Source organism: Flavobacterium sp. KY-23415 (assembly GCF_055384985.1).
On sequence record NZ_AP044001.1, the window covers coordinates 4,222,347 to 4,248,671 of the forward strand.

The following is a 26,325-nucleotide window of genomic DNA, read 5'->3' on the forward strand; positions in this document are numbered from 1 at the left end:
TCTTTTTAATAATTTAGAATTCCTAACATGTTGTAAATTATTCCTAATACCCTTTGTGATAAAAAGAGCATGATTTAATGAATAAAAAAAACAACATTAGCAATACAATCATTTAGAATTAAGCTAAGTAAAATTATAAATAAAAAAAGAGTTGCTACTTACTGTAACAACCCTTTTACTTGTGTTTTTTTCCCTTATCTATTTATTCCGTTCGTATAGCTGTAGGTGATTTACCAGTTTGCTTTTTTATGAAATTACTAAAAGCTTGCACATCGTTAAAAGAAAGTTCATCTGCAATTTCTTGTATTGGTAGGGTTGTATATTTTAATAATCTCTTTGCTTCTAATAATCTCCTATTCGTAATAATTTCAATAGGTGATTTATCAATGTGCATTTTAAAAAAATTGGATAATGTTTTGGGTGACTTAAATAGCATATTAGCATAAGCCGTTACAGTTGTTTTTGTTTTATAGTGTTTTTCTACCAAAAAATTAAACTCTCTTATGATTCCTATTGCCTTTGCTTCAGTCCCTATATTTATATTTTGTTTTATATAGATCCTCACAGAAAGAATCAAAAATCTTTTCAGTAATGATGTAAGCATTTCAAGCGAATAATCATCTGTTTGATCAATTTCCATTTCAAATACTTGCCATAGGAGTTCAAACATCTTTTGGTTACTATCGGCTATTTGTATTTTGGGCACTGTTGCTGCTCCAAAAAACAAAAGTCCTTTACAACCAACATCACTATCATGATTCTCAACACAATAGAATGGCTGATTAAATTGTATTACACGTAACTTTTCAAATTCTATTTTTTGTATCGTGTGAAAGCTAGTTGTGAAAAGAAAACAATTCTTTTCTATTACATAGGGTTGATTGTCTATTTCAACTTCTGCTTTTTCCCCTATATTCCAAATAACTGATAGTCCTGTTTTTAAATCCTGATTAAACATATACATTCTTTCAGGAACAATTTCTGAAACAAACAGGTATTCTTCTAATTTTCCTTTAAATATCATTTTCTTTTTTGGCGTTTAAAAGTTGAATGGCTGCTTCAATTTGTAACTGAACGAGATCTACAATCTTTGGATTTTGATTTTTAGGTATTGCTAATTCTGTACAAGCCAATATGGGGATACTTTTAGGGCATTGATGTTCTACAATCTCATAGAAATTACAATCCAAAACCGCTTCACCATTGTATATTTTCTTTCTTAGAGTGTCTATTGCAGTTTTAGTAGTAGAGTCTAAGCTTGAAACCTTAACTTTATTCTGCAATAGTACATTTTGTATGTAGTCTCCATTCATAGTGTACCAACTTCCTAAAACGGTAACGTCATTAATTTTACTCTTTATCAAATGCTTGACTAATAATTCCAATGGATGAATTATTTTAAAAGTGAATCTGTTTTCTAGCAGAATGAAATCAATCGTTTGGTGTAAAGTAATATTTGGAATTAGTAAATGAGTCACTTTTAACTGCTCAAAATGATGCAGTAAAGGAATAATTACCTTTTTAAGTATCTCAAATTTATCAGGCAAATGAGGATTAATTGTATTAAAATCTGCATTTAATAGTATAAACGGACACGTACTATAGCCACCAAACACAGCATTGTATTGTTGGTTAAGTTTTTCTATATAATAGACCGTAGATTTAGACCCTAATCCTAAAATTCCTAATGTATTCATTAATTTCTAATTAATATATAATCAGCAAAAAGAGATTGACTATCCATAATTTTATATTCCCAAGTAATATCTGTTTTAGATAGAATTTGCTTTATTACTTCATCATCGTATTTTCGTGATACTTCAGTATGAATCAATTCGTTTTCTTCAAAATGAAATTGATGATCTCCTAATTTTACGATTTGCTTTTTTAAGCTTTTAATATAACTCTTTGCTATACCCACTTCTTCATCATATATTGGAGCATGAATGAAATTATGACGATTAAAATCTGCTCCTAATTCATTATTTATTCTGTCGAGTAAATTCAAATTAAACGCAGCCGTAACACCCTGACTGTCATTATAAGCAGGAAGCACTATTTCTGTGGTCTTTTTTAAATCTACTCCCAATACTATTTTATCACCTTTGCGAATATTGGCTCCCAATTGGTAAATAAATTCAGTGGCTTGTTTGTCGGTCAGGTTTCCAATATTTGAGCCTAAAAAGAGGATAATTTTAACGGTATGATCCTGTTTTAAATTTTCTAAAGCCTTAAAATAATCGCTATGATTAGGTTTAACAACTAAACTTGGAAATTCCTTTTTTAAAAATACTTCTAAACCATTCAAAGCATTGTGAGAAATATCTACTGGCAAATATTCAAAATCGTATTCTTTTTCTAACAGTGCTTTTAGTAGATGAATCGTTTTGGTACCGTCTCCTGCTCCAAGTTCTATTATACTATATTTTTGATTTTTATTGAGTTGTAGAGCCGAGAGAATATTTTTTGTTTTATCGCGAAAAATTTCCATTTCTGCTCGGGTTAAATAATATTCTGGTAGTCCCATTATTTGAACAAACAACTCATCCCCTTTCTTATCATAAAAGTATTTTGATGGCAATGCTTTTTCCGCAAACTTACTTAGTCCTTCAACTACTTCTTTTTTGAATTTTTCTAACATTCTCTTTATTTAAATTATTTTAATTACCAATTCGTGTGACAACATCCCAAAGCGACAAAATGGGTGTTATACTCACTTTTTGATGTGTTTATTCCCTATGAATTTTTACTAATGTAATTGGAAACATCTATGCGTTTTTTTATTCTTTTTTGAGAAAGAAGAATTTAATCTTTTGGTAATCCGAATTTTGTTTTTGATTTTCATTTTATAGATTTTTGAAATAATTTTAGAATAAAAGCAACAATTATATATAAGTATAATAGGCTAAAAGGCAAGGCTAGAATGGTCAATAAATTACTAATTGCAGAAAGCAAATCAGTTGTTCCAATGGCAGACAATCCTATTGCAGTAGTCGTAATTACAATGCCCCAAAACAATTTATGAGCTCTGGATGGATTTTCCTTTCCTTTATCGCTAAACATTCCTAAAACAAAAATAGCAGAATCTACAGAGTTAATAATAGATACTAAAACCAATATTGCTGCTAAAAACACCGTAATAAATGACAACGGATAATGCTCTAAAAAAACAAATAATGATGTAAATAAATTATTGAACTGATTCCTATCGGAATGGCTAATTATTTCGAAAGCACTATTAGCAAAAACAGAAAACCAAACCATAGTGGCAAAGGCAGGAACAATAATAGTGGCTATTAAAAACGCTCTAACCGTTCTTCCTTTGGATATTCTTGCAATAAAAATACCCGTAAAAGGTACCCAAGCCAACCAAAATGCCCAATAAAAAACGGTCCACTCATTTGTAAATTGCTCAGAAGTTTTAAAATTTCCAAAAGAAAGACTCATTTCAAAAAAATATAGTATATAATGATATATTGCGGTTATTGTATTTTGGAAATAGTCTTGAAAATTTAGAAAACAACCAACGAACAACAGTAGTAATAAAGAAACAGTCATATCAAAATCGGCTAGATACTTTATAACTTTTGCAATACCTGTTAGAGCAGAGAGTGTACCAATTACTCCTATTGCTAAAACGGTCAATAAAATAGTATTAAACCCTAAGTCTAAATTGAAATATTGATTAATGCCTCCGATGAATTGTCCCGTTCCTAATCCTAATGAGGCAATGACTCCAGCTATTGTTATAATAATAATCAGAATTGGAATGACTTTCTTAATAGCATTGTACTTTGTATTTGCCACTATAGCGGTTAAAAAATTAGCTTCTTTTTGAGTGTACAGATTATATGCCACTATTAAACCAAACAAGCTATACATTGCCCACGGAGTAAAACCCCAATGAAAAAATGTGTATTGAAGTGATGTTTGTTCCAAATTAAAAACAGAAACTGGTGGATTTTGCAAATAATAGATTGGTTCTTGCACTGCCCTTAGCAACAATCCCGATCCCATTCCTGTGCTATACAATAAAGCAATCCATGAAAAATAGGAATATTCCGGTTTTGTGTCGCCCAACTTTTTCCTACCAAATGGAATAAGAATAATTAAAAAAGAACACAAAACGATAAAGACTCCAAATAGTAAATAAAAATTTTTACATTTTTCAAGAATTAAGGTGTTCAGATAACTAAGAGTATAAACCATTTTTTCAGGGATCAAAAGACCAACAAGGCAAAATAGTACACTAAATAGAATCCCAACAAGGAATAATGTGTTTTTGTTATATTGCTTATTACTCAAAATTCACTCTTTTTAATCTATCATCTTTTATTATACTCGTTACGAGCCATACGTATTCCTTTTTTTCCTTATCAAACCCTAAAGCTTTAAAAGAGTTCCCAAATGGACAAGCTGGCATATCTGCATATCCAATTCGCAATTCATATCTTTCTGGATTTTGATTGAAAACATCTTTGAAAATTTTAGGCATACCATATTTCATTGGAGAAGTATCTTCGCAAACATACTTATCTACAGAGGTTTTTAATTTTTCTGAAATTGCTGTTGTCTCATGATAATGAGTCCCCATTAAATCTATTAAAAGCCCCTTGCTTCCAGTTTGTTTATTCTTTATGGTAAATAAATATTGAGAATCAACTGCGTTTTCTGTAATTTCAAATTGAAAGGCATTTTCTATCTCAAAATCATCTGATGCTAAATATACATTAGTATTCGTATTGATTAATGTATTAGCTTCAACAATATAATCATCGTTATATCCTTTTGCTCTTAATTCACTAACCGCTCCTAGTAGGTTATTTTCGTTTAATTTCATAGGTGTTACATTTATTAGTCATTGGGCGAATATCATGTGGTATAATTAATTGTCTGTTTCACTTTACTTCATGCTGCTTTTCTTTTACTAACATAACTTTACTTCAGTGTCAAAAAAATTAAAAGAAGTCACTATTATTTTTTTTAACCTAAATTACTCATTAGACTTTGTTATGAGAGAAAGGGATGCAAAATAGTTGTGAAGTACGGAAGTTTTAACCCACAAATGTAGCATTAGCTACATTGAGGACGCAAAACGGAGTACTAAAGCAAATATAAGTAGCCACTTTTCGTAATAGAATTCTAATGAGTAATTTGGGTTTAAGTAAAATCATAATAAAACTCCATCCTTCTACTTTTTTATAAATTTAAAATTGAATAATTTAATTTTATGCACTTAATAAGTATATTTGTTCAAAATTAACACTAATGTTCCTGTGATCTATTGCACATTTTTCCTTTAGCTGTTATATTTTTCTTTTTTTTATTTAATCATAATTTTTAAAAGCGCCAAAACATGGAAGTTAGTAAAAACTTCATTTTCAATTATATCAATTCACTCGAATTTACAACAAAAAATAGTAAAACATATCAATTAATTTGGGTTGTTTGTGACCAATGCGAATTAGAAATTAATTTTCAAAATATTAAAATTGAGCCCTACTCCTTAATTTTTCTAGCACCTGGAGAGGTTTACATGAGCTGTAAAACACAAAAAATAACAAAATATATTCAATTTGATGGAGATTATTTTTCATCTTCAATCTCCCTAATTAAAAGTTTCTATAACAATCATTTATTCGATTCTATCAACCAAACAACAATCATTACCATTCTTGATGATCTATCAAAAAAAAGAATATCAGAATGTATTAGCCATATAGAGAATGAATCTCAAAATCCCATAAAAAAAGGAATTCAAATAAAATCGATGATAGACAGTATTCTTGTGGATTCTTTTGACATTCGTTTTTCTGAAAGTTACCGATTCTTAAAAGGCTTTGACGATTTACTACAAAAACAATACAAAGAATTACACACAGTTGAGGAATATGCAAAACAATTAAATATTAGCCCAAAAGGATTGCTTAAAGCACTTTATAATTTAAAAGCAGCAAAACCTAGCAAAGTAATTGGTAGTAAATTATTACTAGAAGCCAAAAAAATGTTGGCACTAACAAACAAATCTGCTGTAGATATTACTTATGAACTAGGATTTAATGACCCTGCTTATTTTGCTCGATTTTTTAAAAAGAACACAGGACTAACACCTCAACAGTTCAGAAACCAATATAAAAACTATAACAATGAAAGTTACTAGTTGACTATTTTAATTACATCAATGCTTTTAAAAAAGTATTCAATATCATTCCTTATAACGTAATATTTTTTGAACACAACAAACTGTCACAAACAAAAAACATTACTTTTTTAATTATATTTGAAAAGTGTTGCATTTTTTTTACAAACTAACATTCTAATTAATTTTGAAAAAATAATAAAATCGCAGCTAACATTAATTTTCAATGCACTGATTTTTTATTATCAATAAACATTTATGTGTTTGTCCTTGACTGGAGTGAATCATTACAACAACTGCAAACCAAAAGAAAAATATCAATTAAAAAAAACTAAACTTATAAGGATATGAACAATAATATGGTATTATAAATACGTTTGAGTACTAAGGTAAATATAAAGCAGCCATTTTTCGTAGTAGAATTCTAATATGTAATTTGGGGTAAATTAAGATATTAATTTTATCCCATTAATTCCATTTTAGCTTTTTTCGTTCTTCCCAATATGCAGTCGAGTTACTTGCTAAAGATTTTAATTGTTCCATCTCTTCTTTACTTAATTGAAACGTGTTTGCTTTTAAATTTTGTTTTAAATGCATTGTATTATTGGCACCACTTAAAACCTTGCATCCTTTAAAACTATCCATACAATAGCGTAGTGCAATAGCATCATTCGTTACATTATATTTTTGAGCTAATTGAGTAAGTATCTTTTGAGTTTCTCTATAATTAGTAAACGTTTCTGAAAGAATTCTTCCATTAGCTAACGCTTCTTTTATGATGATGTTTTTATCTGCAATCCAATCGCTTATCGTTAATAAACTTTGATCCAAAACATTAAAAGTTACCTGAAAACTGGTAAACAAAGGCTTACCTTCTATTTCTATTAAAAGTGCTTTTTTAATAACTTCTATTTGCTCCACTCCACTAGTTGACAGACCTATTTGGATATTGTTTTCCTTTTTTAGTTCATATAATCGTTCAATAACGTCATTGTCATTTAACACCTTACTGTCTGGTGTTACAGAATGAATTTGATACAGCCTTAAATTAGGTAATAGTTTTTTAGATTTTTCCCATTGTCTATTCAATGTTGCAATAGAATGCTCTTTCTGCTCATGAACAATAGCCTTAAAATCAAAGTTTGCTACATAGGTATAGCCCCATTTTGTTGCAATTTGAATGTTATTTAAACTTCTATCTTTTATAAGTTCAATTAGCATATCTTCAGCTATACCATACCCAGGCGAAGAATCAAAATATGTTACCCCTAATGCTATGGCTTCTTTCAAAAAATCTAATCCTTGCTGCTTATAGTGCTCCAAATCAAAATTTTCAGATAAATCTGTTTTGCTTTCATTAACATTAATATAAACTGGTCTTCCAATGGCTGCAGTTCCTAGTCCGATTACAGATGTTTTCAAATGATCTAATTTTTTATGATTTGCAGATTTAGAGAACTTTTCTAATACTAATTTTAATTTTGGATTAATATAGTTTTCGCAAAATGGCTTTTCTGGATTGGATTGATAATAATTTAATTGATCTTCAATGTTCAATTTGAAGGCTACAAAAGACAACACCTGAGTAATTATTACATCACTAAAATCTTTTTGCAATACGTTTAAAGCATCAATAGCTCTATCTTTTTGCTCCTCATTAAAAAAATAGATTGCAGAGCGGTATTTTTCACGCATGGAATGAACGGACGTACAACTATGCGTATGCAAATGAATTTCTATAAGCGTTTCAAGTGCAATGATGTCGGAGTCAAAAGTGATTAGTACTGCTTCCGAAAATGGGGTCGCTTCCCCATCGGAATGAATCCAACCTTGGAGAACCTCTTCCACACCAACCAACGATTGAAAAATGGCTTCTGTGCACCAATGGCAACTACCTCCAATACCTATTTTTGCTTTATTCATTATAATATTCCTACTATTTTTTGTGGTTCTATTTTATTTTTTTTTAACATCAAAATACAACATTACAAATAACTATTTTTTATATTATTTCAATGTAGGTATTTGCCCTTGAGCTAATTTAATTCTTGTCCATAAATTCATATTTATGGTTATATAGGCAATTTCTGCAATTTCTTCTTCTGTAAAAAAAACGGTAAGCTTTTGATGAAATTCATTAAAGTTAGAGCTTGTTCCTTCATTCAACACATCAGTATATTCTAATGCCGCTTTTTCTTTTTCAGAAAACAATTCTGAGTGCCAATAACTTCCTAAATTATCAATTTTTGCTTGTAGAATATCCAACTTTCTTGCTGTTTCCTGATGTAGAATGCTACAATAACTACATTTGTTTATCGTTGCCACTCTAAGCCTAATGAGTTGTGCTAACTCTTTATCTAATTTCAAATCTGCGGTATAGCCATAGGCTTTTGCCATGGCGACAGCAATAGTCATGAATTCAGAATCAGAAGGGTCAAAATTAGTATTTATAAATTTTATATTTTCCATAATTTCCTAAATTGATTTTATTACATTATTTGTTTTTGATGATAAAAGTTATACCAATTGAGTATCAAAATATACTTTGTTAGAAACTGTTTTGTGCACTGGACATTTAGATGCTATTTCTTTTAACTTGTCTTTCTGTTCATCGGTAAGATTTCCTACCAGTTTAATTTTCTTAGTAATATGATCCAACTGTCCCATTTCTTCAATATCAAGATTCAATTCGGAAGCGTGTTTTTTAGAATAACTCAAATAGACAAACACCTCTTTTAAATCCCATTGTTTTCTCTGTGCATATAATTTTAATGTTAAAACGGTGCAAGAACCAATGGCTGCATTCAAAAGTTCGTAGGGAGACAATCCTAAATCATCACCTCCAAAATCTTTGGGTTCATCTCCCAATATATGGTGTGTACTCGTATAAATATGATTAGTAAACGGCACCATCGTTTCATGATATACCAACACTTGTTCTCCGTTAGTATCTTTCAAAATCTCTGAGGTATTCTCTTTAATTTCTACGTACCTACTCACCCAATTTCCAATAATTTGTGCTACATAAATTGCATCTTCTTTTTTACTAATCAAATGATCTGCTCCATTTAGGCTAATAAAACTTTTTGGATGCATCGCTTTGTGATATAAGGAAGCTGCATTTTCAATCCCTACGATTGTATCGTGAGGAGAATGCATAATTAATAGTGGTTTTCTCATTTTTTTCACTTCCTCTTCCAAAATATAGTTTTCTAAGTCGTCTAGAAACTGCTTTTTAATTTTAAAAGGTCTTCCACCAATAGATAAAGTCGCTTCACCTTTCTCCAAAATAGTACCTTCTAGGTTTCCAAAATGTTTTGTTACATGTTTCACAAAAGAAGGAGCAGCAATAGAAACAACAGCTTGAATACTTTGAAGCTTATTGGCACTAATAATAGCGGCAGCAGCACCCAAAGAATGACCAATCAGAATAGAAGGTGCTACATAATGCTCTGTTAAAAAAGTAGCAACGTCTATAATATCTGAAACATTATTAGAAAAAGAGGTTTCGCTAAAATCGCCTTCACTATGTCCTAAACCAGTAAAGTCAAAATTAAGTACACTGATTCCCTGATTCGTTAGCTCATTAGAAATATTTCTAACAACAGCTAAACTAGAAGAACAGGTAAAGCAATGTGCAAAAATGGCAATATTATTAATTTGTCCATTAATAGGCGTAATAAGATGTGCTGCTAAATTTTCTCCATCTCTGTTTTTTATATGCAAGTTAATTTTATTCATACTTTACTTCAGTTTTTAAATTTTAATAGACAATTAAACCCCTATTTTTGAATATATTACAAAGTCAATTTTCCAGTTTCAAAATCATTAATTTTCTTCTGAGCAAGCTCAAAATCAGCTTCATTCACTTTTAATATTACTGGATTAACTCCACCTGAAGCCACAACCCAAGGTTCTATTAAAGCCATATTTTCATTTTCAACAAAAACTTGGATATCATTCCTTTCAAGCAAATTTTTTAAATTCATAGCTTCAAAATAGTCTCCTCTAAATACATTTTTCATCGTCATTATCTTATTTTTATTTATTATTTTTTTACTAATCTAATACCACAATAATGCCAACGCATATTGGTTTGAAAGAAATTTCGATAGGTTTTTCTACTATGCCCTTCTGGCGTGGCTACAGAAGCCCCTCGAAGCACCATTTGGTTAACCATAAATTTCCCATTATATTCCCCTAAGGCACCTTCTGCTTTATCAAACTTTGGATAGGGTAAATAAGCACTATTAGTCCATTCCCAAAGTGTTCCCCACATAAAATGTTCAGAAGCAATTTCCCATTCAAACTCTGTTGGCAAACGCATTCCCATATATTCCGCAAACGCAAAAGCTTCATAAAAACTAATATGTTTTACGGGTTCATTGAGAGGAATTTTTTCTAATCCATTCTTGTCATAATGGAACCATTCTCCGTCAATATTATGCCAATACAATGGAGCCGTTATGTCATTATTATTAATCCAATGCCAACCTTCATCATGCCATAAATTAAAATTCTGATAACCTCCATTTTCAATAAATGCTATATAAGCTTCGTTGGTAACCAATTGGTTTGCTATCTCAAAAGCGTTTAAATATACCTTGTGAACACCTAACTCATTATCAAAACAAAAAGATTGCTCTTGATGCCCTATAGTATATATTCCCTCTTCAATACTTATGAAATTTGGCTCAACCTTATCTTCAACCGTGCCTACAATGCTGGAAACGATAGGGAAAGTGGGCTGATGTCCTAAAATATATTTAATATCATAAACAAATAATTCTTGATGTTGTTCTTCATGGTTGATTCCTACAGCTATAATATCTAAGATTTCTTCTTCCAAATCAAGCTCTAAAAACGTTTCCATAGCTTTAGTAACATAGTCTCTATAAGCATAAACTTCTTCAACTGACGGTCTTGTCATTACCCCTCGCAAGGGACGTAAAACTCTTTTTCCAACATTGTTATAATAACTATTAAACAGATACGAAAAATCAGCATTAAAAACTTTGTAATCTGCTACATACTTTGTTAACACAAAGGCTTCCCAAAACCAAGTGGTATGAGCCAAATGCCATTTGGGAGGTGAAACAAAATCAATCGGTTGCACAGAGTAATCTTCAATTAATAAAGGCGCACATAATTTTTCAAAATTGGCTCTTACGTTTAAAAATTTATTTCGTAGATCTAAGATATTCATTTGCTTGTAGGTAATTTTTATATTTTGTTAAACATTTAAATAATTCATTAAAAGGAATTGTCACACAAAAGTTTCTTGAGCTCTACCCTTTTGTTTACTTTAAAATAGTAGCTACCCTTTTCTTTAATTCTGGAATTACACTTTCTAAAAACCATTTGTTTTTCCCATGCCATCTAAAATTAAGAGGAGACGGATGTACTAAAGGAAAATACTTTGGTAAAAACTCTTGATAACTAATGACCGTTTCAGTCAAATTTTTATATGGATTATCTTTTAAATAATAATCCTGAGCATACTTTCCAACGAGAATAATTAATTCTATGCTTTCCATCTGCTTGATTATTTTATCATGCCATTGTGGGGCACATTCTTTTCTTGGTGGCAAGTCTCCAGATTTTCCTTTACCAGGAAAACAAAAACCCATTGGCATAATGGCAAATAATTCTGAATTATAGAACTGTTCTCGTGTAACACCAAGCCATGCTCTTAAATTATCACCACTCAAATCATCAAAAGGAATCCCCTTGTCATGCGCTTTTTGCCCAGGAGCTTGGGCTATAATAAGAATTCTACTTTCACTAGAAAATTGAAGAATTGGTCGCGGTCTATTTGGCAAAAAGCTCTCGCAAATTAAACAATCAGCTATAGTATTCTTTAATTTTTCAATCATTTTTGGTCTCTAGATACAATTTTGAATAAACTTTTATTTTTTAGCCACAATGCTAATAGACTATTTTAGTAAACCTATAACATGGAATTATGCAATTACTTTTACGCCATTCCAAAACGCAACATAATCTTTTATTTGACTAGCTTTTTCAGATGGATTGGGATAATACCATGCAGCGTCCAAATTGGTATTGCCATTCACTTCAATAGTATAGTAGGAAGCTAATCCTTTCCATGGGCAAGTTGAGTGTGTACTACTTTCTTTAAAAAATGCTCTTTTTAAACTACTTGGTGGAAAATAATGATTGTTTTCTATAATAATGGTTTCATTACTTTCTGCTATTATTTCTCCGTTATATATTGCTTTCATATCTAGATCTTTATTTGTTTTTTTATTGGTCATATGGCACCGTCTTATTTTCATTGCTGTTTGCCTCCAACAAACAATCGATAGTGGCGATTTCATACTTAATAAATTTCCTCAATTTTAAATTCATTCCCATTAAAACTACAACTGTCTCCTTTTTTCTTTCCCTTCATACATTGATAAATAGGTGCACTAGTTGATATGCTAATAAAATTTTTACCATCAAATGAAAAATTACCATCGGCAGTAGCAACAACCATATAGTTACTATTCACTTTTATAACAGCTCCTGGTTCAACCACTTCAGAAGGGGTAAAACTTAATGCTTCAATTGCTTCAAGATGATGATGATGATCATGCACTTGCCTATCTAATTGCATTCTTAATCGATCGTCTTGCCTATGATGTGACTGATCGTCTTGGTCAATAACATCATTTCTATTAAGCATTGTTCCTTTTACAAAATCTAATAATTTTTCTTCTGTAATTTCAATAGTATGTGTTTCATTTTCAATTAAAAATTGCTTCAAGTCTTTTTTGTTCATGATCTAATTCTTTTATAGTTCTTTTTTTAGTTCTTGTATTCTATGAAAAATTAAAGGTGGAAAATTGCCATGATAAATTTCGCATTCACTACATTTTTTTAATGATAAAGGGTCTTCATTTTCTATTTCTTTAGCAGGAAAAATGCTAAAAACTAATTCATGATAAATTAATGTATTATAGAAGTCTTTGTCTTCTTTATCTAATTTTGAATTTTTATTCTTTTGTAATATTAGTTTAGCACTGTTTATAATGCTCAATATTTCCCTTACACCATCAATTTTCAATATATCATCATCAGAATGTATATTTACATTCATTTCCTCTATATCTTGAAAAAAATGCTTAATGGCTCTTTTTCCAAAAATTATAGTACTATTGTCTTTTGATTCTTTCTCATAACTAAAACTTTTTATATTATTTTGAAAAAAAGAATACAATTCATGTATTTGTTCAAGATCATGCCTAATTATAGATTGTCTATTATCTTCATTGACTTGATTTTGAATAATCGTATTAGCGTCTAATTGTGCTTTTAAGGCTAGATAAATAAGAATAGACCCTATTAGCTGAGATACGGGAGAAGTTATACCTCCAATTGTATCACCAACGGTTCCATATGCTCCCAAAGTCTCTAAATTAAAAAAGGACAGCGTAAAGGGTAATACAAAAATTAATAAAGTCCCTAAAATTAAAGTCCACTTTGCATATAGATGTACAGTTTTATCTTGCTTCATCTTTTATTTAGTGTGTCTTTCAAAAACTTCTCCTACTGAAACGTCATAACTTTCAAATATTTCTGTCTTTCCTCTTTCTTTATATTTTTTATGCTCTGGATGTTCATCCCAAATTAGAAAAGAATCTTTATCTTTAAAATAGACAACTAGCATATTATGACCATCCGCTCCATTATATACTTCATGACCATCATAACCTTCAATCATTGAAACGTATTTTCTAGCATGGCTATACAATCTTTCAAATTCTTCTTGAAATTTTGGATTAACTTTATATTTAAACGCTGCAACTATCATACTTTTTCATTTATTTGCAAATTATTCTTTCAATTTATCTTTATAAAGCGCTTTAAATTTTCTCAACTTTGGATTAATTACTGCTGCACAATACCTGTTATTATCACTGTTTTCATTATAATAATTTTGATGATAATCCTCAGCTTCATAAAAATGTTCAAAAGGAGCCAATTCAGTTACAATCTCATTATCAAAAGTATTTTGTAGCTCACTAATAATACGCATTGCACTATTTTTCTCTTCTTCATTTCTATAAAAAACTACACTGCGATACTGCGTTCCAACGTCTGCTCCTTGTTGGTTTAAGGTAGTTGGATCGTGTGTTGTTAGATGTATCCTGACCAAATCATCATACGAAATTTCTTCAGGATTATAGGTAAATTCTATTACTTCAGCATGTCCTGTAACTCCTGCACACACTTCTCTGTAGGTTGGGTTAGCCAATTTTCCACCACTATAACCACTAGCCACATTAGTAACCCCTTTTAAATTTTGAAAAATAGCTTCTGTACACCAAAAACAACCACCACCAAACGTTGCTTTTTGCAATTTACTTTCTGTTTTTTTTAATGCCACGGCATTCATACAATAACGCAATCCACTTGGCATAGGACCATCTTGAAAAACATGTCCTAAATGAGCATCACAAGTGTTACAAGTGGTTTCAATACGATACATACCATGACTCATATCTTTATGATAGGCAATCGCATTTTGTTTTATAGGCTGCGTGAAAGAAGGCCATCCCGTTCCACTGTCAAACTTCTCAGAGGCATCAAACAACAATGTATCACAACACACACAGGCATAAATTCCTGGTTCAAATAGCGTACACAAATCTGAGCTATGCGCTCGTTCGGTTCCTTTATTTCTCGTTACATAAAATTGCTCCTCTGTTAAGATAGATTTCCATTCTTCGGGTGTTTTTTCAACTCTTTTATCAGGTAAAAGATTTCCTTTATTTGCATATTTAATTACATCGAGCCATTTTAGCATAACAATATATTTAGTTTTGAAGTTTATATTTTACTTTACATTGGCTACAAACCGTTTCTTCATTATCCTTATGAGAATACTTAATACCTCCTAAATTCAAATCGGCATAATTTTGTATCCAACCTCTGTTAGCGTCTATATCATTAATAGAAATTCCATGATTTTTTATAGCTTCATAAAAATTACCCGAATACTCTTGAAATCCCCAACAATTAGGACAATATCCTTCAGGAGTTTCTACTTTTCCACTTGTAAACCATGTTTTTATTGACTGAAAAATATCCATATTTAATGCTATTTTAATTTGGTTAATTCTTGAATTTTTAAATCTAATCGTAACAAAGCATTATTAGGATCCGAACCAAAAATGCTATAATTTAAGTGATTGTCTTTATCAACTAAAATCCAATGAGGTGTTCCACCAGCTTCATAATCGATAAAAGTTGTGTTATAATTCTTATCTCTAAAGTAAGGAAAATTTAAATAAAATTCTGATTTACAACTTATTAATTGTTCATCCGTAAAGTCAACTCCTTCAAAATTGGTATGAATTCCAACAACGTTAATTTTATCTTTATATTCAAGATTTACCCAATTTGCAAAAGGCAATGCTCTTCCTTTGCATCCGGGACAACCTAAATTAAAAAACAAAATTAATAATGGTTTTCCCTTAAAATCTTTCAATTGAGGTACGGTTGTTGCTTCGATTTTTTCCAAACTCCAATCGGGTAATTGAAGACCAATTTTTACACTCATATATTTCTTTTTTACAAAGTTATACATTTGCTAAAAGAAAAGATTGTACATTTTTCCTAAAGTGTTTTCAATTTAACCCAAATTTCAAGAAAGTATTGTTCTTTCTTGAAATTTAGGTTTAACTATTTAAAAAAGCAAAAACTTACTTTTTTATTCATGCAATACAACACCCGCCCATTATTCTTAGCAGGCAATAGAAATAATTAAAATAGTGAATTAGGTACTTAGATTATTAACAAAAAGGAAGAATCGCTAAACTAAAAAAGGAACTTCTATAAAACATGAAGAAGCTGTATTGCCACAAAGGCATACAACTTCCTCAATTAACCAAACAAAAAAAACAAATCGATACAAAAAAATCTAAAAACGCACCGATTTTACTATTAATATTTTTAAAATAATTATTGTAATATTATGAATTCACTTCTTCTATTCTCTTGATGTTTCTCTTCTGTACAAGAAACCCCATCTATACATTCATTCACTGGTTGTGTTTCACCGAATCCTTTTGCTGAGATTCGATTAGATGCAATACCTTTTTTAATAAAATAGGCTCTAGTTGCTTTTGCTCGTTTATCCGAAAGCAATAAATTATAAGCATGTGTTTGTCTGCTATCGGTATGAGAGCGTATGTCTATTTTCATATTTGGATTTTCTAATAAAACCAGATATACTTTTTCCAATTGAAGCATTGCATCTTCTCTAATATCAAACTTGTCTGTATCAAAATAGATCATTGGGATATCGAGCATTTTGGCAAGATCCAATCCGTCCTTTAGAAGCTGTTTGTTTTTTCGAAGTTTAATGGTAACAGGATCTAATGACTTACCTTCGGCAACTATTCTAACTTCTTTGGTTTCAAAATCTTTTGCTTCTACTTTTAGAAAATATTCTTGTGGAGTGGCTAACTCAATTATAAAATTACCATTCAACAAATGAACTTCTTTTATCAATTCCATAGCGGCATTATATACACTAATTTTCACACTATCTATAGGCTCTTTAGAAAATTCATCTATAACAATCCCAGATAAATCGACTGTAATAGGTTGTATTTTCTCTTCAAGAATACCATAAATATCATCATAGCCCAATCCACCTTCTCTATTAGAACTTAAAAATCCTTTTTGCGTACTAGTATCTAGGGAAAAAGCAAAATCATCTTTAGCGCTATTAACAGGTATTCCTAAATTTTCTACTTCATTAAACATGCCTTCTGCATCTATAGCGGCAGCAAAAACGTCTAACCCTCCTAGCCCTAGATGTCCTGTTGATGAAAAATAAAGAACATTATCTTTACTTATGTATGGAAAACTTTCTCTAGCTTCTGTGTTTATTTTTTTTCCCAAGTTTTCAGGTGTACCATAGGTACCATTATCATTAATAGTGACCCTATACAAATCGGTTTCTCCAAACCCGCCTGGTCTGTTAGAAGTAAAATACAAATATTTTCCATCAGGACTTACTGCAGGGTGTGCATTACTATAATTATCATCATTAAAAGGCAAAACAGTAATGTTATCCCAATTGCCATCTACATAGGTGGCTTTAAATATTTTAAGATTAATTATTTTTCTGTTTCGCTCCTTTCTAATTTCATTATTTCTCGTAAAGTAAACCGTTTTACCATCTGGGGAGAATGCAGGGCTCGATTCATTAAATGGTGTATTAAGCTTTCCGTCCCATTTATCAGGCTTTTGAAATTTAAAATCATCCAATTTTGCAGCTGCATATAGGTTACTATTGGCTTGATTGTCCCATTTTGTTTTTTTAGTAAACAAATCGTTAGTCTCTCTGGTAGATGTAAAAATTAACTGATCCTTCCATAAAACAGCTCCATAATCTGAAAATTCAGAATTAATAGATAATTCTTGCAATATAAATTTCCTTGATTTTTTCTTTATATCTTCTAGATAATCTACATTATTTCTAAAGGCTATTGCTCTTGAATCTAAGGCAGACATGGCACTAAACCGTTGCATAATGGTATTAGCTTCTTCATATTTTCCTGTCGATTTTAAACTTTGTGCATATTTATATAATGTTTCTTTAGGCAACTCTTTTTTCATTGCATAGAGCTGAGAATACCATTGACATGCCTTTTCTAAATCTCCGCTGTAGTAATAGGAATTCCCAAGCTTCTCAAACAATTCAACCGATTTATAGCCCTTTTCTGCAACTTTTTCAAAAATTTTTATTGCTTCAACATAAGCATAATTATCATAACTTTCATTTGCTTCTGTGACTTGTCGCTTTTGTGCTAACAAAAACAAAGGAAGTAGATAACAGGCTATCAAAAAAAGTGTATTCTTCATATTGGTTTATTCTTAAAAAAATCGTGGTGAAATCAAATTTTTAGTCTTTTTAGAAAACTCATATCGGATAAAAAACTCATGAGATCCATTATTATAATTACCTAAGCTGTGTGTATCTCTATCATAGGAATATCCTAATAGCAATGATTTTGAAAGCTGAAAGCCTAACAAACCACTAATGGCTGCTTGCCATCGATAACTTGCTCCCAAATGAAACTTTTCGTAGGCTAAAAAATTAAGATTAATATCCACTTGTAATGGGCTTCCTTTTACCCATTTTGCCAACACATTTGGTTTGCATTTAAAGGAATCATTCAAATCCCAAACATAACCTCCCATAACATAAAAGTGCAATCGTTCTCTTTCAAATTGTGTTGTTCCCAATTGATTACGGTTTTCAATTAAATTGGGTACCGATATGCCCCAATAGGAATGTTCCGAATAGCCATAAATACCTGCACCTATATTGGGCAACGTTCCCGAATCATATTGATTTGCAGGATCGTCTAGGACATAACTATTCAATTTACCATAGTCTATATTGACTTTACTAATGCTTCCTTTTAATCCAAAAGCAAACTTATAGGTATCTGACAAATAAATACTATGTGACACATCTACCGAAAAAGTTGTTCTATCTTGTGGTCCTGCAATATCCTTAATAAATGAGCCGCCCAACCCTAATGTTTTGGTAATTGGACTATGAACAGACAAAGTATTGGTCACAGGTGCACCATCCATGCCTACCCATTGATTGCGGTGCAAAAGCAAAGCACTCAACATATCTCTAGATCCTGCATAAGCAGGATTCAAGAGCATTGTGTTATACATATATTGTGTAAATTGCGCATCTTGTTGAGCCCTTCCCGAATGCCCTAAAAAAAACACTAGGATAGCTATAAAATGAAAATGTTTCATGATTTTTCTTTTTCTTCTTTTATCGATTAAGGTATAAGTATCCTTTTTTAACAACAGGTTGATTATGACAGTCCATATATTGAAAAATGTAGTAATAGGTACCTATTGGAAGCCCTTCGCTTGCACTAACAGTAAGTGAAGCATTTGCTCTTCCTTCAAAACGTCTATCCAGATTGTTATAGCCATGCACTTCATAAACTAAAGTTCCCCAACGATTGAATATTTGCATCGTATTATCGGGATAATAATCCACTCCTTCAACTATTAAATAATCATTAATACTATCGTTATTTGCTGTTACATTGTTGAATATTTTTAGTTCATTTGTTATAATCTCAATTGTAACAGTAGCTGTATCACAATTTCCTGGGTTCAACGCTTCACATATAGTATATTGTAATGTATAATTACCTGGAATTACTGTAGCATCTAAAGTAATACTTCCATCTGTTGCTATAGTAATGCCATTTTGTGTCACACTTGTAAGTACAACTAAAGAAGAATTTGTTATAGAAGCCCCATCTAAAAGATCGTTATCTAAAACATTCCCCATAAAAATTTCACAAGGTTGTAATACAAAATCATCATCCTCAGCACAAATTGATGCATCAACAGTAAAAGTCTTGCAAGTAAAACACGTTGGGTCACTTGCATTGCGAACACAAATACTATGCACAAATACTATGTGAACCACTATCCAAACTAATCTCTAAACCAACAACCGACAAACCACTAAAACTAGGCTGTATTGTTGTGCCATAAACACCATTATCCAAACTAATCTCTAAACCAACAACCGAAGAGGTAATCGATACACTACCTGAATTGACTGCACAGGTAGGCCTTATAGAATTCACCAATTGTAAAAGTCACACGTTGGCTGCACAAACATTTAATGCAACCGGCTCATTTGGTAGGCTGCACAACATTTAATGCAGCTCATTTGGTGCTGTCGCAACAGGATCAAAGGTCTTGCAAGTAAAACACGTCTTACAAATACTATGTAAAACAAACCACTAAAACTCGTTGGGTTTTGCCGAAACACTCTTCTGAATTCACCGCAAATAATGCTATGTGAACCACTTACAAGACAAACCACTAAACCACTCGAACCACTAAAACTCGTTGTTGTACCATAAACACCATTATCCAAACTAATCTCTAAACCAGCAACCGAAGAGGTAATCGATACACTACCTGAATTCACCGCACACGTTGGTTGTATAATACTTATAGTAGGCTCATTTGGTGCTGTCGCTACTGGATTCACTGTAAAGGTCTTGCAAGTAAAACATGTAGGGTCACTTGCATTGCGAACGCAAATACTATGCGAACCACTCGACAAACCACTAAAACTCGTTGTTGTGCCATAAACACCATTATCCAAACTAATCTCTAAACCAGCAACCGAAGAGGTAATCGATACACTACCTGAATTCACCGCACACGTTGGTTGTATAATACTTATAGTAGGCTCATTTGGTGCTGTCGCTACTGGATTCACTGTAAAGGTCTTGCAAGTAAAACATTAGGGTCACTTGCATTGCGAACACAAATACTATGCGAACCACTAGACAAACCACTAAAACTCGTTGTTGTGCCATAAACGCCATTATCCAAACTAATCTCTAAACCAACAACCGAAGACGTTACCGATACACTACCTGAATTCACTGCACAGGTAGGCTGTATAATGCTTATAGTAGGCTCATTTGGGGCTGTCGCAACAGGATCAATTGTAAAAGTCTTGCAAGTAAAACACGTTGGATCACTTGCATTGCGAACACAAATACTATGCGAACCACTAGACAAACCACTAAAACTCGTTGTTGTACCATAAACACCATTATCCAAACTAATCTCTAAACCAACAACCGAAGAGGTAATCGATACACTACCTGAATTGACTGCACAGGTAGGCTGTATAATGCTTATAGTAGGCTCATTTGGGGCTGTCGCTACAGGATCAATTGTAAAAGTCTTGCAGGTAAAACACGTTGGGTTGCTTGCTCTTCTCACGCAAATACTATGTGAACCACTAGACAAACCACTAAAACTCGTTGTTGTACCATAAACACCATTATCCAAACTAATCTCTAAACCAGCAACCGAAGACGTTACCGAAACACTACCTGAATTCACCGCACACGTTGGCTGCACAACATTTAATGCAGGCTCATTTGGTGCTGTCGCAACAGGATCAACAGTAAAAGTCTTACAAGTAAAACACGTTGGGTTACTTGCTCTTCTCACGCAAATACTATGTGAACCACTAGACAAACCACTAAAACTCGTTGTTGTACCATAAACACCATTATCCAAACTAATCTCTAAACCAGCAACCGAAGAGGTAATCGATACACTACCTGAATTCACCGCACACGTTGGTTGTATAATACTTATAGTAGGCTCATTTGGTGCTGTCGCTACTGGATTCACTGTAAAGGTCTTGCAAGTAAAACATGTAGGGTCACTTGCATTGCGAACGCAAATACTATGCGAACCACTCGACAAACCACTAAAACTCGTTGTTGTACCATAAACACCATTATCCAAACTAATCTCTAAACCAACAACCGAAGACGTTACCGATACACTACCTGAATTGACCGCACACGTTGGCTGTATAATACTTATAGTAGGCTCATTTGGTGCTGTCGCTACAGGATCAATTGTAAAGGTCTTGCAGGTAAAACACGTTGGGTTACTTGCTCTTCTCACGCAAATACTATGTGAACCACTAGACAAACCACTAAAACTCGTTGTTGTACCATAAACACCATTATCCAAACTAATCTCTAAACCAACAACCGAAGACGTTACCGATACACTACCTGAATTGACCGCACACGTTGGCTGTATAATACTTATAGTAGGCTCATTTGGTGCTGTCGCTACAGGATTAATAGTAAAAATTGTTTTACAATTAGTACACGTTGGTTCACTTACTCTTCTCACGCAAATTGTATGCGAACCACTAGACAAACCACTAAAACTCGATGTTGTGCCATAAACGCCATTATCCAAACTAATCTCTAAACCAGCAACCGAAGACGTTACCGATACACTACCTGAATTCACCGCACAGGTTGGCTGTATAATACTTATTGTAGGCGATGCTGGTGAAGTTGGCACTGCATTTATAGTAATTGTTCCTGTACAAGCTGTTGGACAACTTGGATTCCCTTGGCTACGAGCACAAATAACATAGGAACCTGGTGATAAATTTGTAAAAACACCACTGGTCTGAAAAGTTCCATTATTCAAACTATATTCTATACCATTAGGAGGATTAGAAATCGTAATCGTTCCATAGGTAACTGCACATGTAGGCTGAGTCACGCTATAAGAGGGCACTTGTGGAGGATTAGGACACAAAGGTGCAACCGATGCCGTATTATTAGATAAATCGGGATCAGGATCTACAGCACTAATGGTTGCCGTATTTGTATAGGAACCAGAAGGGTTAACGATAGCATTGATTACCAAAGTTGGATTGGTATTTTTTATCAATGTTCCTAAACTCCAAACACCAGAAACCGCATTATAACTCCCCTGTGAAGCAGTATGACTCACATAAGTATAGCCCGAAGGTAATAAATCGGTAACATTAGTATTAGTCGCATCATAGGGACCATAATTTCCAGCAGTTAAAGTAAACTGCACCGTACTCCCAATTGGTGGCGTCATGTTGTTCATTGTTTTTGTAATAAAAACATCAGCACCATTCACTCCTTTAATTTCATCAATAAAAACACCACAATCCCTTTGCTCATCACTAGCATCAGCAATGGCAATTTTAAAAGTATAAGTAGCCCCTGGAGTAAGATTTTTTAAATCATAGGTAATCAATTTTGTAATTGCGTTGAATTCCACAAAAACAGGGAAAGGCCCAGGTTGTGGATTCGTATTTTCAAGATAAAGACCTTGTCCATCAATTGCAGTCGTGTGTCCATTATTCACATATATCGCAGCTTGAGAAAAATCTAAAGGACTTGGCACAAAAATAGGGTTCAAATATGCACTTGCTTGAAAACCTCTAACACCAGAATTGACCGTATTAATGCGTGTAGGGTTTCCATTAGGCAGTCGTGCCATATTAAATTTCCCCGCAATACCAGGTCCCGATACAAAAAAACCAAAAGTATCATCATAGGGAGTACCCACCCAATCAGGATATTCCTCAGAACCAAACTGATAGCGTATTCTTAATGCGGTTGTTGAAGGATGCAAAGTCACGCTAAAGCTATAGACCAAAGCATCAAAGCGAGCATTAGGATTAATGGCTGTTAAATCAGGATCATCATAGGTAACACCCCCAGCAGGAGCATTTGAAGTATAAGGCCATTGGTTTCTTTGACTTAAATCGACAGTGGCATTACCCGTCGAAAAATAGACCCCATTGGCTGCATCTAGACCCGCATTAATACCGTTAGTATAACTTGCAATTTGTAAACTTCTATTTCCTGCTGCCAAATTACCTCCCGATATGGTTAGCCCAGTGCCCTGTAGCACACTATTAATCTGCGTATTACTAGGACCAGCAACATAATTTACCTGTCCAAACAGATTGGTTTGATTAAAGAGCATAATGAAGAAAATAACAATAGAAAAAACAGCTCTTCTTCGTTTAATTTTCAAGATTAAATCCGTCATAATAACTTGTTTGTATTTTTATTAATTGTTTGAACAAATTAACAACTTGTTTGCAGATACAAAACTAAACTTATGATTTACAAGACTTTGATACTATATTATTCAAAACCTGTACTATTTTACCCACTTTTACACTTTTTCTGTAATTTTCAAAAAAACTAGCATCAATTACTATTGTAAAAAAATATTCATCTAGAAATTACATCTGCTTAAAAAAAGACAAAAAACCACGTTTTTTTAGGATAAAACATTGGGAATTACAAAGTTGTTTGTTTTCCTATAAAGCAATCATCAACATTTCATCAACCAGCATCAATAATTACTAGTCGTTGTGCTATGAATTTACTAGACAAAAAGGTGTTGTATACTTCCAAATTTTAATAATGATAAGGTGTTACTATTCCACTTCTTTCATTAATTTTAAAAAAATCTGCTTTTAAAATCGCGTTAAAACGACTACATTTGATATTCATCCTGATAAAAACAAAAGAATAGAATATGAGAAAAGCATTCTTAGTAATTAGTATTACCATCTTGGCAGTAATAGCTATATTGATTTATATTGATTGGAAATTCAGTTTATTACTTGCAATATTCATTCCTTTAATTTTAATGGGGTTGTATGATATGTACCAATCCAAACACACCATTAAGCGAAATTTCCCATTACTTGGAAGAATGCGATATTTATTGGAAGATTTAGGACCAGAAATGCGTCAATATTTTATAGAAACCGATACCGAAGGAAAACCATTCAATCGATTGCAACGTAGCATGGTCTATTCTAGAAGCAAAAAAGAAACCGATTCTAAACCTTTTGGAACACAGTTAAACACCTATACTGAAGGATATGAATGGATCAATCATAGTATTAGAGCCATAGCCTTCGACAAGCTAGATCATAATCCTAGAATTAAAATTGGTTCATCCCAATGCACAAAACCTTATTTTGCAAGCATGTTTAATATTAGTGCCATGAGTTATGGTAGTTTGAGTAAAAATGCCATTATAGCCCTAAATAATGGAGCAAAAGAAGGCGGTTTTTTTCATAATACTGGAGAAGGTGGTCTTTCTCCCTATCATTTGCAAGGAGGTGATGTGGTTTGGAATATTGGTACAGGTTATTTTAGTTGCAGGAACAATGACGGTAGCTTTAATGTTGTCGAATTTGAAAAAAGAGCCACACTAGACCAAGTGAAAATGATTGAGATAAAATTTTCGCAAGGTGCCAAACCTGGTCATGGTGGTATTTTACCCAAAGAAAAAGTAACCGATGAAATTGCAGCGATTCGTTTGGTTGAAAAAGGACACGATATTATTTCACCTCCCACTCATTCTGCTTTTACTACACCATTAGAAATGATGGATTTTGTGCGCCTATTGCGTGAAAAATCTGGAGGCAAACCCATTGGAATGAAAATATGCATTGGCAACAAAGCCGAATTTATTGCCATTTGCAAAGCCATGGTCGCTACCAAAACCTATGTCGATTTTATTACCGTTGATGGTGGTGAAGGAGGAACAGGTGCTGCTCCACCAGAATATTCAGACCACGTGGGTATGCCATTGCGCGATGCTATAGCTTTTGTCTATGATTGTTTGAACGGTTTTGCCATTAAAGAAGAAATTAAAATTATTGCGAGTGGAAAAGTGATTTCTGGTTTCGATATTATTCGCAACCTTTCCATTGGTGCCGATCTCTGCAATTCGGCACGTGGAATGATGTTTGCATTAGGATGCATTCAAGCCCTTGAATGTCATGCTAACACCTGCCCCACAGGTGTTGCCACACAAGACCCGAAACTAACCAAAGGATTAGTCCCTGAAGACAAGAGCATACGCGTTGCCCGTTATCAAAAAGAAACAGTAAAAAGTGCCGTTGACTTAATGGCTTCTGCGGGCATAGCCCACCCAGACGATGTTACAAGAGATTGTGTAACCACACGAATTGACAATCACAAAATAGCAACCTTTGCACAACGCTATCCCGAATTGGAAAAAGGTTGTTTGTTAAACACCGAAACGGTTCCGAAAGAATTTACCTATTTTTGGAAAAAAGCAAGTGTAGAACGTTTTTAGATTCTTGTTGTCGGTTGTCTGTTATCGGTTCTCTGTTCTCAGATAACGGACAACCTACAACCTACAACCCACAACCTACAAACCACAACCTACAACGGACAACAGGCAACGGACAACCTACAACGGACAACCTAGAACGGACAACCCACAACCACAACTAGGCTCGCAGATTTTGCAGATTTACGCAGATTTTCTAAACGCAAATTTGTCATCTTGTAAAGGTCGCATTGACTTGATTACATAGGTTTATGGAGCTACTAATGGGATGCTTACAGCATGACAAGATGGTGGATGTTCTCTATTTTCGGTTTTCTGTTCTCGGTTATCTGTTCTCAGATAACGGACAACCTACAACCTTCAACGGACAACCTACAACCCACAACGGACAACCCACAACTAGGCTCGCTGATTTTTCAGATTTACGCAGATTTTCTAAACGCAGACTTGTCACCTTGTAAAGGTCGCATTGACTTGATTACATAGGTTTATGGAGCTACTAATGGGATGCTTACAGCATGACAAGATGGTGGATGTTCTCTGTTTTCGGTTATCGGTTCTCGGTTATCTGTTCTCGGTTATCTGTTCTCGGTTCTCAGATAACGGACAACCTACAACGGACAACCCACAACTAGGCTCGCTGATTTTTC

The 26,325-nt window shown here is 32.9% G+C and carries 26 protein-coding genes; 2 read left to right on the forward strand and 24 right to left on the reverse strand.

From position 1 onward, the window contains the following. Nucleotides 1–202: 202 nt before the first annotated feature. The 5 genes from ACZ49Z_RS18540 to ACZ49Z_RS18560 form a co-directional block, all read right to left on the reverse strand. Nucleotides 203–1,024, reverse strand: coding sequence for an AraC family transcriptional regulator (locus tag ACZ49Z_RS18540; protein WP_464305786.1), 822 nt, complete (start codon nt 1,022–1,024; stop codon nt 203–205). After that, nucleotides 1,014–1,697 (reverse strand): aspartate/glutamate racemase family protein, encoded by a 684-nt coding sequence (locus tag ACZ49Z_RS18545; RefSeq protein WP_464305787.1) that lies wholly within the window; start codon nt 1,695–1,697, stop codon nt 1,014–1,016. Before ACZ49Z_RS18545 ends, ACZ49Z_RS18540 begins: the two co-directional genes overlap by 11 nt. Continuing rightward, nucleotides 1,697–2,641, reverse strand: coding sequence for an L-histidine N(alpha)-methyltransferase (locus ACZ49Z_RS18550; RefSeq protein WP_464305788.1), 945 nt, complete (start codon nt 2,639–2,641; stop codon nt 1,697–1,699). The genes ACZ49Z_RS18545 and ACZ49Z_RS18550 overlap by 1 nt, the downstream gene beginning before the upstream one ends. Before the next feature lie 200 nt (nt 2,642–2,841). Further along, nucleotides 2,842–4,305, reverse strand: coding sequence for a BCCT family transporter (locus ACZ49Z_RS18555; protein ID WP_464305789.1), 1,464 nt, complete (start codon nt 4,303–4,305; stop codon nt 2,842–2,844). Further along, the gene (locus ACZ49Z_RS18560; RefSeq protein WP_464305790.1) at nt 4,298–4,840 is read right to left on the reverse strand and encodes a hypothetical protein; all 543 of its coding nucleotides are present in this window, start codon (nt 4,838–4,840) and stop codon (nt 4,298–4,300) included. Before ACZ49Z_RS18560 ends, ACZ49Z_RS18555 begins: the two co-directional genes overlap by 8 nt. A gap of 516 nt (nt 4,841–5,356) precedes the next feature. On the opposite strand from ACZ49Z_RS18560, the gene ACZ49Z_RS18565 reads away from it, so the two are divergent. After that, on the forward strand, nt 5,357–6,160 hold the full coding sequence (locus tag ACZ49Z_RS18565) for a helix-turn-helix domain-containing protein (protein ID WP_464305791.1): 804 nt from the start codon (nt 5,357–5,359) through the stop codon (nt 6,158–6,160). Nucleotides 6,161–6,607: 447 nt separating this feature from the next. Here ACZ49Z_RS18565 and ACZ49Z_RS18570 read toward each other — a convergent pair whose 3' ends face one another. The 19 genes from ACZ49Z_RS18570 to ACZ49Z_RS18660 form a co-directional block, all read right to left on the reverse strand. Beyond that, nucleotides 6,608–8,062: an aldo/keto reductase gene (locus tag ACZ49Z_RS18570; RefSeq protein WP_464305792.1), complete on the reverse strand. Its 1,455-nt coding sequence runs from the start codon at nt 8,060–8,062 to the stop codon at nt 6,608–6,610. Nucleotides 8,063–8,146: 84 nt separating this feature from the next. After that, nucleotides 8,147–8,608: a carboxymuconolactone decarboxylase family protein gene (locus ACZ49Z_RS18575; protein ID WP_464305793.1), complete on the reverse strand. Its 462-nt coding sequence runs from the start codon at nt 8,606–8,608 to the stop codon at nt 8,147–8,149. A gap of 48 nt (nt 8,609–8,656) precedes the next feature. Then, nucleotides 8,657–9,880, reverse strand: a complete 1,224-nt coding sequence (locus ACZ49Z_RS18580) for a bifunctional alpha/beta hydrolase/OsmC family protein (RefSeq protein ID WP_464305794.1) — start codon at nt 9,878–9,880, stop codon at nt 8,657–8,659. A gap of 56 nt (nt 9,881–9,936) precedes the next feature. Continuing rightward, entirely contained in the window at nt 9,937–10,170 is a 234-nt protein-coding gene (locus ACZ49Z_RS18585; protein ID WP_464305795.1) for a putative signal transducing protein, read from the reverse strand. Nucleotides 10,171–10,187: 17 nt separating this feature from the next. Continuing rightward, nucleotides 10,188–11,345 carry an ergothioneine biosynthesis protein EgtB gene (egtB, locus tag ACZ49Z_RS18590; protein ID WP_464305796.1) on the reverse strand — a complete coding sequence of 386 codons (1,158 nt, stop codon included), beginning with the start codon at nt 11,343–11,345 and terminating at the stop codon, nt 10,188–10,190. A 94-nt stretch (nt 11,346–11,439) separates the two neighbouring features. Further along, nucleotides 11,440–12,015, reverse strand: coding sequence for a uracil-DNA glycosylase family protein (locus tag ACZ49Z_RS18595; protein ID WP_464305797.1), 576 nt, complete (start codon nt 12,013–12,015; stop codon nt 11,440–11,442). 87 nt (nt 12,016–12,102) lie between these two features. Then, nucleotides 12,103–12,480 carry a DUF427 domain-containing protein gene (locus ACZ49Z_RS18600; protein ID WP_464305798.1) on the reverse strand — a complete coding sequence of 126 codons (378 nt, stop codon included), beginning with the start codon at nt 12,478–12,480 and terminating at the stop codon, nt 12,103–12,105. Nucleotides 12,481–12,482: 2 nt separating this feature from the next. Then, nucleotides 12,483–12,926 (reverse strand): GreA/GreB family elongation factor, encoded by a 444-nt coding sequence (locus tag ACZ49Z_RS18605; RefSeq protein WP_464305799.1) that lies wholly within the window; start codon nt 12,924–12,926, stop codon nt 12,483–12,485. Nucleotides 12,927–12,938: 12 nt separating this feature from the next. After that, nucleotides 12,939–13,661, reverse strand: coding sequence for a hypothetical protein (locus tag ACZ49Z_RS18610; protein ID WP_464305800.1), 723 nt, complete (start codon nt 13,659–13,661; stop codon nt 12,939–12,941). 3 nt (nt 13,662–13,664) lie between these two features. Beyond that, on the reverse strand, nt 13,665–13,958 hold the full coding sequence (locus ACZ49Z_RS18615) for an antibiotic biosynthesis monooxygenase family protein (protein ID WP_464305801.1): 294 nt from the start codon (nt 13,956–13,958) through the stop codon (nt 13,665–13,667). A gap of 21 nt (nt 13,959–13,979) precedes the next feature. Further along, on the reverse strand, nt 13,980–14,954 hold the full coding sequence (locus ACZ49Z_RS18620; RefSeq protein ID WP_464305802.1) for a bifunctional methionine sulfoxide reductase B/A protein: 975 nt from the start codon (nt 14,952–14,954) through the stop codon (nt 13,980–13,982). Nucleotides 14,955–14,964: 10 nt separating this feature from the next. Next, nucleotides 14,965–15,240 carry a hypothetical protein gene (locus ACZ49Z_RS18625; protein WP_464305803.1) on the reverse strand — a complete coding sequence of 92 codons (276 nt, stop codon included), beginning with the start codon at nt 15,238–15,240 and terminating at the stop codon, nt 14,965–14,967. A gap of 8 nt (nt 15,241–15,248) precedes the next feature. Further along, on the reverse strand, nt 15,249–15,710 hold the full coding sequence (locus ACZ49Z_RS18630) for a TlpA family protein disulfide reductase (protein ID WP_464305804.1): 462 nt from the start codon (nt 15,708–15,710) through the stop codon (nt 15,249–15,251). A 401-nt stretch (nt 15,711–16,111) separates the two neighbouring features. Further along, nucleotides 16,112–18,025 carry an OmpA family protein gene (locus tag ACZ49Z_RS18635; protein ID WP_464305805.1) on the reverse strand — a complete coding sequence of 638 codons (1,914 nt, stop codon included), beginning with the start codon at nt 18,023–18,025 and terminating at the stop codon, nt 16,112–16,114. Nucleotides 18,026–18,037: 12 nt separating this feature from the next. Continuing rightward, nucleotides 18,038–18,943 (reverse strand): PorP/SprF family type IX secretion system membrane protein, encoded by a 906-nt coding sequence (locus ACZ49Z_RS18640; RefSeq protein ID WP_464305806.1) that lies wholly within the window; start codon nt 18,941–18,943, stop codon nt 18,038–18,040. 19 nt (nt 18,944–18,962) lie between these two features. Continuing rightward, nucleotides 18,963–19,619, reverse strand: coding sequence for a gliding motility-associated C-terminal domain-containing protein (locus tag ACZ49Z_RS18645; RefSeq protein WP_464305807.1), 657 nt, complete (start codon nt 19,617–19,619; stop codon nt 18,963–18,965). Next, nucleotides 19,612–19,800: a hypothetical protein gene (locus tag ACZ49Z_RS18650; RefSeq protein WP_464305808.1), complete on the reverse strand. Its 189-nt coding sequence runs from the start codon at nt 19,798–19,800 to the stop codon at nt 19,612–19,614. The genes ACZ49Z_RS18645 and ACZ49Z_RS18650 overlap by 8 nt, the downstream gene beginning before the upstream one ends. A 35-nt stretch (nt 19,801–19,835) precedes the next feature. Beyond that, the gene (locus tag ACZ49Z_RS18655; protein ID WP_464305809.1) at nt 19,836–20,447 is read right to left on the reverse strand and encodes a hypothetical protein; all 612 of its coding nucleotides are present in this window, start codon (nt 20,445–20,447) and stop codon (nt 19,836–19,838) included. Continuing rightward, on the reverse strand, nt 20,444–23,599 hold the full coding sequence (locus ACZ49Z_RS18660; protein WP_464305810.1) for a choice-of-anchor L domain-containing protein: 3,156 nt from the start codon (nt 23,597–23,599) through the stop codon (nt 20,444–20,446). The genes ACZ49Z_RS18655 and ACZ49Z_RS18660 overlap by 4 nt, the downstream gene beginning before the upstream one ends. A 498-nt stretch (nt 23,600–24,097) precedes the next feature. Between ACZ49Z_RS18660 and ACZ49Z_RS18665 the strand changes: the two genes are divergently transcribed. Next, nucleotides 24,098–25,678: an FMN-binding glutamate synthase family protein gene (locus ACZ49Z_RS18665; RefSeq protein ID WP_464305811.1), complete on the forward strand. Its 1,581-nt coding sequence runs from the start codon at nt 24,098–24,100 to the stop codon at nt 25,676–25,678. Nucleotides 25,679–26,325 lie beyond the last annotated feature (647 nt).